This window comes from Nitrosomonas halophila, assembly GCF_900107165.1.
GTDB lineage: Bacteria > Pseudomonadota > Gammaproteobacteria > Burkholderiales > Nitrosomonadaceae > Nitrosomonas > Nitrosomonas halophila.
The window spans coordinates 17,433-30,514 of sequence record NZ_FNOY01000033.1 but is presented as its reverse complement, the minus strand read 5'-3'; the positions used below and the strand labels follow the sequence as shown (position 1 = coordinate 30,514).

General features: G+C 54.2%; 11 protein-coding genes and 1 pseudogene. 5 read left to right on the top strand and 7 right to left on the bottom strand.

Annotation, left to right across the window (positions count from 1 at the left end; all coding sequences use genetic code 11):
• The 6 genes from BLV85_RS08815 to BLV85_RS08790 form a co-directional block, all read right to left on the bottom strand.
• The coding region (locus BLV85_RS08815; protein ID WP_143032312.1) for an IS4 family transposase at window positions 1-919 on the bottom strand (919 nt) is incomplete at its 3' end.
• 77 nt (window positions 920-996) lie between these two features.
• A complete protein-coding gene (locus tag BLV85_RS08810; protein ID WP_090414353.1) occupies window positions 997-2,178 on the bottom strand; it encodes an ATP-binding protein in 1,182 nt (393 codons plus the stop codon).
• Window positions 2,165-3,220 carry a DNA cytosine methyltransferase gene (locus tag BLV85_RS08805; RefSeq protein WP_090414351.1) on the bottom strand — a complete coding sequence of 352 codons (1,056 nt, stop codon included), beginning with the start codon at window positions 3,218-3,220 and terminating at the stop codon, window positions 2,165-2,167. Before BLV85_RS08805 ends, BLV85_RS08810 begins: the two co-directional genes overlap by 14 nt.
• Before the next feature lie 93 nt (window positions 3,221-3,313).
• Window positions 3,314-4,111, bottom strand: a complete 798-nt coding sequence (locus BLV85_RS08800; protein WP_090414350.1) for an endonuclease — start codon at window positions 4,109-4,111, stop codon at window positions 3,314-3,316.
• Complete coding sequence (locus BLV85_RS08795) at window positions 4,108-5,370, bottom strand: DNA cytosine methyltransferase (RefSeq protein WP_090414348.1); 1,263 nt, start codon at window positions 5,368-5,370, stop codon at window positions 4,108-4,110. The genes BLV85_RS08800 and BLV85_RS08795 overlap by 4 nt, the downstream gene beginning before the upstream one ends.
• A gap of 129 nt (window positions 5,371-5,499) precedes the next feature.
• Entirely contained in the window at window positions 5,500-5,931 is a 432-nt protein-coding gene (locus BLV85_RS08790; protein ID WP_090414347.1) for a very short patch repair endonuclease, read from the bottom strand.
• A 337-nt stretch (window positions 5,932-6,268) separates the two neighbouring features.
• Here BLV85_RS08790 and mpl point away from each other — a divergent pair, with 337 nt between their 5' ends.
• The 4 genes and pseudogenes from mpl to BLV85_RS15900 all read left to right on the top strand — a co-directional run.
• Window positions 6,269-7,648 (top strand): UDP-N-acetylmuramate:L-alanyl-gamma-D-glutamyl-meso-diaminopimelate ligase, encoded by a 1,380-nt coding sequence (gene mpl / locus BLV85_RS08785; protein ID WP_090414345.1) that lies wholly within the window; start codon window positions 6,269-6,271, stop codon window positions 7,646-7,648.
• Window positions 7,649-8,128: 480 nt separating this feature from the next.
• A complete protein-coding gene (gene wecB, locus BLV85_RS08775; RefSeq protein WP_090414341.1) occupies window positions 8,129-9,235 on the top strand; it encodes a non-hydrolyzing UDP-N-acetylglucosamine 2-epimerase in 1,107 nt (368 codons plus the stop codon).
• 84 nt (window positions 9,236-9,319) lie between these two features.
• A complete protein-coding gene (locus BLV85_RS08770) occupies window positions 9,320-10,771 on the top strand; it encodes a mannose-1-phosphate guanylyltransferase/mannose-6-phosphate isomerase (protein ID WP_090414340.1) in 1,452 nt (483 codons plus the stop codon).
• A 146-nt stretch (window positions 10,772-10,917) separates the two neighbouring features.
• Window positions 10,918-11,013, top strand: a pseudogene (locus tag BLV85_RS15900) (FmdB family zinc ribbon protein); the annotation flags it as partial.
• An 11-nt stretch (window positions 11,014-11,024) separates the two neighbouring features.
• Here BLV85_RS15900 and BLV85_RS15895 read toward each other — a convergent pair.
• The gene (locus BLV85_RS15895; protein WP_342707066.1) at window positions 11,025-11,231 is read right to left on the bottom strand and encodes a hypothetical protein; all 207 of its coding nucleotides are present in this window, start codon (window positions 11,229-11,231) and stop codon (window positions 11,025-11,027) included.
• A 67-nt stretch (window positions 11,232-11,298) separates the two neighbouring features.
• Here BLV85_RS15895 and aspS point away from each other — a divergent pair, with 67 nt between their 5' ends.
• Entirely contained in the window at window positions 11,299-13,080 is a 1,782-nt protein-coding gene (gene aspS, locus BLV85_RS08760) for an aspartate--tRNA ligase (RefSeq protein ID WP_090414334.1), read from the top strand.
• Window positions 13,081-13,082 lie beyond the last annotated feature (2 nt).

Sequence of the window (13,082 nt, the reverse complement as noted above, 5' to 3'; positions counted from 1 at the left end):
GACACATTAACGTGGTGACCAATATCTTGTTATTGACCTTCAACTCACGAATCTGGAGCGATTCCGGTGCCTCGTTGTACTGGGTCTCATCCATCCAGTCTGGTCGTCTTTTCGGCTTGGTGAGGATAATCAAATGATCTTTCGTTCCCAGTTTCTTGCCCTTGCGAAAATCCGTCGATCGCCGTCTGGAACCCAACTGCTCCATGACCAGATCAACCCCGTTGTCCAGCATCGCAGCGATAAAAAAATAGGTGGCAAAGAACGCATCACCCAGCACCACATCGCCGCGCTCAAAGGTATCCTGAATGGAGCGCAGCAGAGTCTGTTCATCGCCTCCCTTACCGCTGAAGCGCCCCGTGGCGGCATTGAGCAGTGCACCGCTGGAGAGGCAGGTGATGCCCACAATACGACAAATGGGAAACCCGAGTCCGGGCTTTTGTCCCCGTTGCTGTGGGAATGCCGCTTGATTGGCTGGGGTATCGGGCATGGTGACGGTCGTGCCATCGACGATACGCACGCGACGGTTCTGCCAACGCCAGTCACCCGGCATTTGGTGGCCAATCGACTGGCCCACGAATGCCGTCAGGCTGGTCACCATCTCCAACGGCAAGCGTTGCCGCGCACGGCAGTAACCTCCGGTATAGGTGTTGGTGGAGGATAGGCCACAGGCAAGCCGCTGAACTGCCCCTTGGTTGACGATGAACTGGCAGGATCGATCTGCATTCATTCCTTGCGTCAGAAACATGGATAGCGTTTCTGTCGGTGGATAGCGGCGCTCGCGGTGCGTCGGCAGGAGTTCCTCCACTTTGCTCAACAATGTGTCACTGGTCAGAAGATTGAAAAATTGATCGCTGTGGCATTTCGATTGGAAAGTCTTGATTCGGCTTTGCTGATGACGAGAAGCGCGGGTAGAATGCATATCAAAGATCGGTTGTGAAGTGGATTGTAGGTTCGTTGATTTACATCCTACTACATTTCCGATCTTTTCTTTCTAATTCATACGTTTAGGCTTAAGTAAGTGCCATTCGTCTCCGACACCTCTTCACTGCCGCCAAGCTTCCTTACTATCATTTCTACGGATTGTTTGATATCCCCGGGCAACGAGCCGAACCACTGCTCTTTATCGATGCCCGTCGCCTGCTCCAGCTCTTTGTCTTTCTTATTCTCCCGCTTCCTTCTCCAATATTGGCCTACCTGCGCCACCAAGTCGGATAGATAAGCTCGAAATTTCGTCATCTCGGGATGATCCCAGTTCAAAGACTGGCGATTCGTAGAAATCACATCTTCGTCGAGCAGATCGATGAAGTCCGCTTTGATCCAGCCGGTCAGATATTGATAAAAATGGCTCGACGTGCTGTCGGAGAAGTACTCCGGCATGTTCACCAGCTTTCCTCTGGAGAACAGCGCTATTCCCCGTAGCCCCGAACTGGGAGGAATCGGCGTCACGGATGTAATAAGCGAAAGCTGTACTTTACCGTGATACTCGCTTTCCGGGTCGATCAGATCCTTCTCGCTCCAACTGAACTGCGTCTCGATTTTTTTGTATCGTCTGTCGTCGGCAATCTTAATCGTCTTGTCGTTGGGGCCTTTCAACACTATCGTAAATTCGGAGTCCACTATAAAGATACGAGAAATCGTGTCGGCAATAGCCTCCAAGTCGAACGGGCTTTTTCGCTTAAGCTCCGAAAGCTGTATGACCGTGCCGGCTTTATTTTTAGTCTCCGAGTCGGTCAGGTCCATCTCAGGATTGTAGGTATCGGACGATGCCAGCAGATCGTTCCAGTTGAGCGTGAATCTGTTTCGAAGACCGTCTTTTTTTGTATCGACCACGATCTGTTTGGCCAAGCCGAATAATGCCAGCTTTCCCAGCCCTTTCTTTCCCGTAGGCAACCTGCCGAACCTTGGCGAGGGCTCGTCGCCCTCGTGTTTTCGACGATTCCGACCGATCACCAGGAACTTTTCCTGGATGTCTTTAGCGGTCATGCCTATACCGTCGTCGTATACGGTGATGGCCTTGGGCGTACCATTCTGCTCCAAGAATTCGACTACAACTTCGCTAGCATCGGCATCGTAAGCATTCGAAATCAACTCGGCCAACGCAGGAGGCAAAGTGGAATACATCTTCACCCCCAGATGCTCGATGGTGTTGGGATCGAACTTCAGCTCAAGCCGACTCATGACGGACACTCTCCAGATGCTTTCTGTACTCGTTCGCATGCCGCCTTATAAACTCCGGCGGCAAAGCGTTCCCGATCATCAACGCGACCGACTCCTTCCCTCGCTGCATCGAAAACTTATACTTCGGAGGAAAGGTCTGGAGCAGCGCGGCCTCCCTCAAGGTGATCGCTCTATCCTCGGAAGGATGAATGAAACGCCCTTTGGATGGGTTATGGCATCCGCCTGTAATGGTCGGCGCGACATCGTCCCAAGCCATTCTTCCGTAGACGTCCCGATATCCGGATTCAATCCGCTTATGACACTCCAGCCAGAATCGACGCGGTATATCGGATCTCGAACCGCCGTCTCTAGGCACGAGCGATATTATTTTCTTGACCTTATCGCCTCTAGTTTCCGGCAGATCATGTAGCGGATCTCCACTACCTCCTGCGGAAGGCAACGATTCGATGGCTTCCCTCACGGTTCGACGCCGCTTGGCCGGCGCGGCGTTCGGAATGACACCATAGCGCGAAGCTTTAATCAGCATCCTTCTACGTCTTTGTGGCACGCCGTAATCCGCCGCATCTTTGACCTGCACCGCATCTTCGTCGATGAAGTATCCGAGTTTGATCAATTTAATCTTCAGAACGCTCGTCCGCCAATCTTTAGCCAGAGCGGGAACATTCTCCAGCATTATTGTCTTTGGCAAAGCAAGTTCCACGAACCGGAGAAACTCGAAAATCAGTTCGTTCCGCTCGTCTTCAATGGACGACGCTCTGTTTCGCGTCCTTTGCGTCGAAAATCCTTGGCAAGGTGGACATCCTGCCAACAAATCCAACTCCCCCCTTTCCAACCCGAGATCGCATAATACTTGATCCACAGTCAGGTCCCGGATGTCGCAGTCGTACAGTTTGACTCGCCGATTGTTCAGCCGGTAAGTCGCTGCGGCCACGGGATTATTTTCGATTCCGGCCAGTACCTGAAATCCTGCCTTGCGAAGTCCGACCGTCAATCCTCCTGCCCCGCAGAATAGGTCTATCGCCGTATATTTCTTTGCGTCCATGCGCCACCGATCAAATCAACCACGAACCAGAACCCAATGTAATAAACAATAACATATTGAGGAGCATCGAGCTATCTAGGCCTCCACGCCGCGTCACGAACGATAGGCGACTATCTCGCTGGCATCGAGTTCTCGTGCCGGTACCAATTTGTAGTGCCGCTCCTCGACGACTTTAAGTTCGTCGCCATCGAACGTCAGTTCGAACAGAGCGATTTGATCGCTCGTGACGAATTGGACGGAAATGGGCCTGCATCGCAAGCGAGAATACTTTTGCGTACACCAAGCGATATCCTGCGCGGTCTGTACCGCGGATATCTGGTCACTTCCGCCTTTCGCCTGCACCGGAATCACGAAGTGACAGCCGTACTTGTCCAAGCCTACGTATAACTCGTCGATCTCGATTTGCCCCACGCCTTTTACGCTGGTGCGCAAATGATTCTGCAAGGAAAAAGTTGTCAGGCCAAGAAAAATATCGATAAGACGGTTGTAACGTACTTTGGCAAGCAAAGCCTGCTCGTCGTCGAGCGCGTACGCCGAAATGATCTCGGGAGTATTGTCCGGTATGCGGATCACTGCGAGGTTCGAATTGGGAACGATACGATTGACCGTCGCTAGTCTAAAGCGATACTTCGCCCGGCCGACCAGTTCGATGATCCACTCCCGGCCCTCCGATTGCGTGGCGACGACCGCCTGCGGCATCGGCACGCGAAAACGCATCGCGTAGATCACGTCGCCCAGGTTGTCGGGAAGCCGAATGTCAAGTTCTTTCGCCGCGCCTTTCAAGGCCGTGCGTTCGAAGATAATCTCCGTAATCCCTTCTCGATAGCCATCGAAGAAGATCTTCTCGATCAGTTGGTGGTAACGGGTCGGCGTTCTGGATTTACCGCTCATGCGACTGACACTTCGCGCTCTTCGGCGCGGCTCACACTCGGTCGCTGGCGCCGTGCGATGACGGTGCTAGGCACGCCGAACATGGCTGCGGCGTCGCTCATCGAAATGGAAACGAGACTTTGGTCGCCAAGCGCCAACGTTTCTTCTGGTTTTTCCGGTTTTTTCTTCAGCGCTTTCATGATTTGCGCACCTACCGCTCGTGCCAGCATGGGCGGAACACTATTGCCGATCTGTCTAAAGCCATGCCATTTCGTAACGTGAAAGCGGAACCAGTCGGGATAGGAATGCAACCGAGCAGCCTCGCGAACGGTGATGACGCGGGACGCCGTCGGATGGATGGGTCGTGGAGAAGTAAAGGCGCCCCGGTCGCTCGCCGTACCGGCTCGCAAAGTATTACACAAACCGTCGAGCGCCAGTCGTTTAAACCGACTAACCGGCTCCACGTCGCCAGGCACGGTAGCGGCGAAGCGACTCCTCGACAATTCGGTATGCTCGGTCAGAAGTGACCCCGTCAACATAGATGCATCGAAACGACGCCTATAGCCGAAGTCGCTCGGATCCTCTTGCTTCCCGCGTAAATACGCTGCATATGTGGAAGGCTTTCCGAATTTCGCTTTCGTCCAATCGCGTTCCCATAGCTCGGGGTAAAGCTCGGCGTCCGGAATGTCGCCGATAGCTTGGCCGACGGTGGCGCAACCCGCCGGCTCGGGATAACTGGGCAAAGAGAGCCCTTTGCGCGCACCCATAAGGAAAAGACGGCGTCTGTCCTGCGGTACGCCGTAATCGGCAGCATTCAAAACCCTATATGCGGCTTCTACATCGTAGTCGGCCTCCTGAAACGCTTCGATGATTTCTTGCAAGAAGCGGCGGTGTTTACCTACGGTGAGGCCTTTGACATTCTCGAAAACGAAATACTTTGGCTGCAACTCCAAGACAACCCGAACGTAATGGTGAACGAGCTGATTGCGCGAATCGTCGAGCGCACGCTTACCGATGAGAGAGAAGCCCTGACACGGGGCACCTCCCACGACGACGTCGATGTCTCGTTTGCCTATGCCTGCCAGGCGGCGCAGCTTTTCGCCGGTCGTTTCCACGACACTCTCACAAACAGCAGCGCAATTGGGAAAGTTGAATTTATGCACCGCACAATGAACCGGGTCGATGTCGACCGCTGCAACGATGTCGAAGCCGGCTTGCTCGAAGCCGAGGCTCAATCCTCCCGCGCCAGCAAAAAGGTCGATTCCGATTGGGCGTGCCATGAAAATAGGTCCTTGCATAGATGAATGGAGCGTACTGCCGCTAGGACAACATTCTACGCGAAAACGATCGCTGTGTCGATCGTTTTTCACACTATATACAATCCCCATGAACGCCGTGCAAAACGAAGGCTAGACCGACGAGTCAGTCCTTGGCGGCCCGAGAAATTCCATCGCTCGCTGCTCGACCTCCTTCAAATCTCGCAACTCGCACTGCCAAATCACGAGCACGCTCCAGCCCGCCTCGCAAAGCTTCACATAATTAGCTTCATCCCTAGCCATGTTACGTTTGAACTTATCGTTCCAAAAATCTCGATTCGATTTCGGCACTGCGAAAAAACGGCAGCCTTCGTGACCATGCCAAAAGCAACCATGGACGAAGATCACCTTATGTCGGCTGGCGAACACAAGATCGGGCTTACCTGGAAGGCTTGTGTCGTGCAATCTGTAGCGGTAACCCATACTGTGGAGTAGTCGCCGTACCGTCATTTCCGGACGAGTGTTCTTGGCCCGCACCCGGGACATGATACGACTTCGTTGCGCACTGCTCATTGTGTCCGTCATGGCTTCACCTCCGCCTTGAAGCGCGCTAGGCGGTGCTCCCGGCCGATTCTCACAAACGCAAATATCGGGGTCACGTCTTGCGTCAATATAATCAATATTTCAAAACCTTCGCCCTGACATTTCCCTTTTGGCCCACTATCGATGTAGATTTCACACAAAAAATCATGAAATCATCGAGCACCCAGGGCGGGTGCGAAATAAAGCTACGGTCACATAAACAAATCCAGCATCTCATTAGGCTCATGCAATATTCGGGCTAGCGGTATAATCACAGCGTCTATGCACCTTTTTTTAGACACCGGCCTTCGACTATCCAACGATTCCTCTCACGTCATTCATGCATATCCACATTCTTGGCATCTGCGGCACTTTTATGGGCGGATTGGCCCTTCTTGCGCGCGCAGCCGGTCATATTGTAACCGGTTGCGATGCGAACGTTTACCCACCGATGAGCACGCAACTGATTGACCAGCAAATCGAGCTCATCGAGGGTTATGGTGCCGAACAAGTCAAACTCAAGCCGGATTGGTTCGTGGCCGGCAATGTCGTGACTCGCGGCAATCCGCTGATGGAAGTCATTCTCGATGGCCACCTACCCTATATCTCCGGTCCGCAGTGGCTGGCCCAGCATATCCTGCATGACAAGTGGGTGCTGGCTGTCGCGGGCACTCATGGCAAGACCACCACCAGCTCGATGCTTGCCTGGATATTGGACTACGCCGGACTGTCTCCAGGCTTTCTGATCGGTGGCGTGCCGGAAAACTTTGGATTGTCGGCCCGCCTGGGAAAAATCGATGGCGGCCAAACAGCATCGCCTTTCTTTGTGATCGAGGCCGACGAATACGATACCGCCTTTTTCGACAAGCGCTCGAAATTCATGCATTACCAGCCCAGAACCGCCATTTTGAATAACCTGGAATATGATCATGCCGATATTTTTCCTGACTTGGCAGCTATCGAAACCCAGTTTCACCACCTGGTTCGCACCCTGCCCGGCAATGGCTTGATTGTCGCCAACGGCCGCGAGGCCGCCTTGCAACGCGTGCTATCGCGCGGATGTTGGACGCCGGTCGAATTGTTCGGAACTGATGATGGCTGGCAGGCAGCGGCAGAATCCGTTCAAGCGCTGCAAATTTCATTCCGGGGCAATCCACAAGGCAGTTTGCGCTGGGGGCTGTTGGGTGAACATAACCGCATGAATGCATTGGCGGCAATTGCCGCCGCCCGCCATGCCGGTGTGCCCGCGCATATCGCGATCGAGGCTTTGTCATGTTTCAAGAATGTCAAACGGCGCATGGAATTGCATGGGACAGTCAATGGCATTCGTATCTATGATGATTTCGCGCATCATCCCACAGCCATCCGCACCACCCTGGCTGGTTTACGCGAACAAGTCGGCTCTGCACGCATCCTCGCCATATTGGAACCGCGTTCGAACACCATGAAGCTCGGTACCTGGCAGGATAGCCTGGCTGCAAGCCTGGCGCTCGCCGACCGGATTTTCTGTTACACCCATCAGGCGGATTGGGACGTGCAAACGGCACTGGCAGCGCTCGGCGGCAAGGCCGGCACATATCCGGATTTCATGGCCATGATTGAAGCAGTCGCCTCGGCAGCCCGCCCTGATGACCATGTTCTGATTATGAGCAATGGCAGTTTCAATGGCTTGCATGCCAAACTGCTCGCCAGGCTCAGACGCACAAACCCTATCAATTGAGCAGGGCTGCCTGGCAAGGCACCCAGCACCCAAGTTGGATTGACGTTGAGCTGGATGGCGCGCAAGCGCACCCGAAGAGATCGGCCTGAAACGGAAATTTCCAAACAGCTTCTTATTGGCAGGCACACCCCATGACTCAAGTCTTGCCTAATCGGGAACAGATTCCCAAAAAGGGCTGTTATCCGCATGGCCTTGCCTGGCGGATGGTTTACAATCATACATACAGACAGACAGACAGACAGACAGACAGACAGACAGAAGCTGGATACCACGGCTGGACCCGTTGCAGCCAGACACTACGGCATGGCACTGCCATTTCGGGAGGTTGCCGCCGCTTGAATCAGCCTGCACAGGGTCCAGCATGCTTTTGCTCACAATGTCTGGCTGACAACCATGGGGACGATCAAGGCGTCCAGGTTGAATATGCCAGTCCGCCATGCTCGCGCAAGTTGAATATGCTCGATTGACAAAGAGGAAAATATGCCCCAGAAAATTCACCTCATCGCCGGTGCACGTCCGAATTTCATGAAAATTGCGCCCATCGTTCGCGCACTCCAGCAACAAGGACGCCTGAGCTATAAAATTGTCCATACCGGTCAGCATTATGACAGGGAAATGAACGATGTCTTTTTCGAGGAACTGGGCATTCCACAGCCGGATATTTTCATGGCGGCCGGCGGAGGCAGTCATGCCCAGCAAACGGCCAAAATCATGGTCGCTTTCGAGGAATACTGCCTGCAGCAGCGGCCAGACGCGGTGCTGGTGGTAGGCGATGTCAATTCGACTCTCGCCTGTTCGATTGTGGCCAAGAAACTGCATATTCCGGTCGCACATGTCGAAGCAGGCTTGCGCAGCGGTGATATGCGCATGCCGGAAGAGATCAACCGGTTGGTGACCGACAGCATCACGGACTGGTTTTTTGTCACTGAGCCGAGCGGATTGCAAAATCTCTTGCAGGAAGGGAAACCCGCCGCCGCCATTCACCATGTCGGCCATGTCATGGTGGACAATCTACTTTATCAGGCCGAGCAGCTCGCGCGGGCGGATACCACGGCCTTCGAGACCAGCCAACTCAAAGCTGCGCTGGCCCATCAGGCATATGGCGTGGTCACGCTGCATCGGCCGAGCAATGTTGACGAACCCGAAACACTCGATCGCATCAGTCAGGCCCTGAAACAAATTGCGCGCCGCCTGCCGTTGGTGTTCCCCGCACACCCACGCACGCGCGCCAATCTGCAGAAATTTGGCATTGATTTGGGACCCAATATCACACTCATTGGCCCACAAGCCTATATGCCGTTTCTGTATCTCTGGAAAGATGCGGCGCTCGTGCTGACCGACAGCGGCGGTCTGCAGGAAGAAACGACTGCCCTGGGTGTGCCCTGCATCACCCTCCGGGAAAATACCGAACGGCCGATCACCCTGGATGAAGGCACCAATATTCTGGCAGGGACCGATCCGGTGCGCATCCTGACTGAAGTGGACCAGATTCTGCAGGGCAAAGGCAAAAGCGGACGCCGGCCGCACTTATGGGACGGCCAGGCAGCGCAGCGCATTGCCAGTATACTGGCGGACAATTTGGCTTGACGCCGTCATGGCTCCAACTCCAATTGCGCAACCCGGTCATCACCCCCCCTATCGCATTTTCCTGCTACTGATAGACATCCGAACATGAAACAATTGCTTGTACCTGTCATCCTTTCCGGCGGTTCCGGCACTCGCCTGTGGCCGCTGTCGCGTGAGCAATACCCGAAACAATTGTTGCCATTAATCGACGAGGATTCCTTGTTCCAGGCAACGGTACGCCGGCTGGATGGCCTGGATGACATTGCGGTCCAACCGCCCATCATTGTCAGTAACGAAGAATATCGCTTCGTCATCGCCGAGCAACTGCGGCTCATGCACAAACAGGGCACGATCATCCTCGAACCATGCGGCCGCAACACTGCGCCAGCCCTGAGCATTGCGGCACTGGCGGCAATGGATAACGATAGCGATCCCGTATTATTGGTCATGCCCTCGGATCATGTCATGACCGACATTCCCGCCTTTCAGGCGTCAGTTCGAAAAGGCATGCCACTTGCCGCAGACGGATTGATGGTGACTTTCGGCATTCAGCCCGATGCGCCCGAAACCGGTTATGGCTATATCCAGCATGGGTCCATGCTGGATGAATCGGGTGCATTTCAGATCATCCGTTTTGTCGAAAAACCGGATGCGGCCATCGCCCAGCAATATCTGGAGGCGGGCAATTATTTGTGGAATAGCGGCATGTTCATGATGCGGGCGTCGGTTTGGCTGTCTGCCATCGCCGCCTGCCGACGGGATATGCTCGAAGCTTGCCGTTCCGCCTGGCAGCAGGGCTCCATCGACGGAGACTTCCGCCGGTTGGACAAAACGGCATTCACCGGCTGCCCCGGCGATTCGATTGATTATGCCGTCATGGAGCAACTCTCGGCAGGCCAGCTTGATTTACCGTCCGGCGCCATCGTACCGCTCTCTGCCGGCTGGTCGGATGTCGGTGCATGGGACGCCTTGTGGCGGACATTGCCCAAGGATGGCGCGGGCAATGTCATGCGGGGTGATGTCTTGTTGCACGACTGCCGCGAGACACTGGCCATTTCCGAAAATCGGCTGGTCGCCTGTATCGGGACCGACAACCTGGTGATCATTGAAACATCCGACGCCGTATTGGTCGTGCATCAGAGTAAAACGCAGGAAGTCAAAAAGATAGTCGACAAGCTGAAACAGCAGGCGCGCCCTGAAATCCGTTCACACCGCAAAATATACCGTCCCTGGGGTTGGTATGATGCAGTCGATGCCGGTGAACGTTTCCAGGTCAAGCGTATCGTTGTCAATCCGGGCGCCGCGCTGTCATTACAGATGCATCATCATCGGGCGGAACATTGGATCGTCGTGCGGGGGACCGCGCGTGTCTCGCGCGCGGATAAATCCTACCTGGTGAGCGAAAACGAATCGACTTACATCCCCTTGGGCACGCCCCACCGCCTGGAAAACCCGGGCCGCTTGCCTCTGGAAATCATCGAGGTACAATCCGGTTCCTACCTCGGGGAAGACGACATCATCCGGTTTGAAGACAAGTATGGAAGAAAAGAAAGTTAAGGCAGCCACTTTAATATTTTTGCCATCGCCTCCATATTCGCTACGTTTGCCTAAGCTGTTTTACAGCAGATGCGCACTCGAGCAATCGAACCGGCTGTCAAGTATAATGCCGGTTCATTTCATGATCTGATTCGACGGAGACAGCAATGCCGATCTATGAATATGCATGTCAAGCATGCGGGTTTGAGAAGGAACACTTACAGAAAATGAGTGATGCGCCGATCACAAACTGCCCCGCATGCGGTAGCGATAACTATGTCAAGAAAGTGTCTGCGGCAGGCTTCCAGTTAAAGGGAACCGGCTGGTATGTGACTGATTTCAGGAACAAGCAGGCACCCCAGCCAAGCTCGAAATCCACGCCGGAATCTGGCAAGGAAACTGCCGCCACGGCCACGGCAAACACAGCCCCGGCCACCTCGAATGCTGCATCCACGGCTTCCAGCTCTGGATAGCAAAACACGGGAAACTACCCATCCATTCATGTTTTATTGAATCCTATTTCACTTAATCAACACAAACGTAATCTTATGCGTACTGACTATTGCGGTTCTATCAACACACGTTATCTGGATAAAACGATCACATTGTATGGATGGGTACATCGCCGCCGCGATCATGGCGGCGTGATTTTCATCGATTTGCGTGATCGCGAAGGTATCGTGCAAATAGTTTGCGACCCTGACAATGCGCAGGCTTTTGCTATCGCAGAGAAAATCCGCAACGAGTTTGTGCTTGAGATTACCGGGACAGTCAGACATCGCCCCGAAGGCACCGTCAATCCAGGTATTTTTACTGGCGAAATAGAAGTCCTGGTCAGCACCATTGCCATCCTCAACGCCTCGGCCACGCCCCCGTTTCAGATGGATGATGACAATTTGAGCGAAGCAATTCGGCTGGAATATCGTTATCTGGATCTACGCCGTCCGGCCATGCAGCACAACATGCGCCTGCGGCACAAGGTCGGGATGGCAGTGCGCACGTTTCTGGATCAGCAGGGCTTCATCGATATCGAAACGCCGATACTGACCAAATCCACCCCCGAAGGGGCGCGCGATTACCTGGTGCCCTCCCGCGTCAATTCGGGACATTTTTTTGCCCTGCCGCAATCGCCGCAATTGTTCAAGCAACTGCTGATGGTATCCGGCTTCGATCGCTATTACCAGATTACGCGCTGTTTCCGGGATGAAGACCTGCGCGCCGATCGCCAGCCCGAATTCACGCAAATCGACATCGAAACCTCTTTTCTGGCGGAAAACGAGATCATGGGCTTGATGGAAAACATGATCTGCCACCTGTTTGCCACGACGATCGACGTTGCTTTGCCTGCTTCCTTTCCAAGACTGAGTCATATCGAAGCCATGTCCCGCTACGGCTCGGACAAACCGGATTTGCGCATACCCCTGGAATTTACCGAGTTAACCGACCTGATGCGGGAAGTCCCCTTCCAGGTATTTCGCGATGCCGCACAAAAACCCGATGGACGGGTCGCCGCCTTGTGCATTCCCGGTGGCGGTGAGCTGTCGCGCAAGGAAATCGATGAATACACGCAATTTGTCGCAATTTATGGTGCGAAAGGCCTGGCCTATATCAAGATCAATGAGCTGGCAAAGGGACTGGAAGGCCTGCAATCCCCGATCCTGAAGTTTCTGCCTGATACGGTTGTGCAAGAAATCCTGTCCCGAGCCCGGGCACAAGACGGCGATCTCATATTCTTCGGCGCTGACAAGGCCAAGGTGGTCAATGACGCGCTTGGTGCCCTGCGGGTAAAAATCGGGCATGATCGCGGCCTGGTTGAAGATACTTGGAAACCGCTCTGGGTCGTGGACTTCCCAATGTTTGAATGGGACGAAGAAGAAAACCGCTGGCAGGCACTGCACCACCCGTTTACGTCCCCACGCGAAGGCCATGAGGATTTGTTGACGACAGACCCCGGCCAGGCGCTCTCCCGGGCTTATGATATGGTGCTGAATGGGGTTGAAATCGGCGGCGGATCGGTTCGTATTCATCGGCAAGACGTCCAGGCCAAGGTCTTTCAGGCCCTGAATATCACCGATGACGAAGCCAAGGAAAAATTCGGCTTCCTGCTGGACGCCTTGCAATATGGCGCACCCCCTCATGGCGGCATCGCGTTTGGCCTGGATCGCATCGTTGCCATGATGACCGGCACTGATTCCATCCGTGACGTCATCGCGTTCCCCAAAACCCAGCGCGCGCAGTGCCTGCTCACCCATGCACCCAGCAATGTTGAAGAAAAACAGTTGCGGGAATTACATATTCGGCTGCGTAAAACCGAAATCGCCAACAGTTAAAC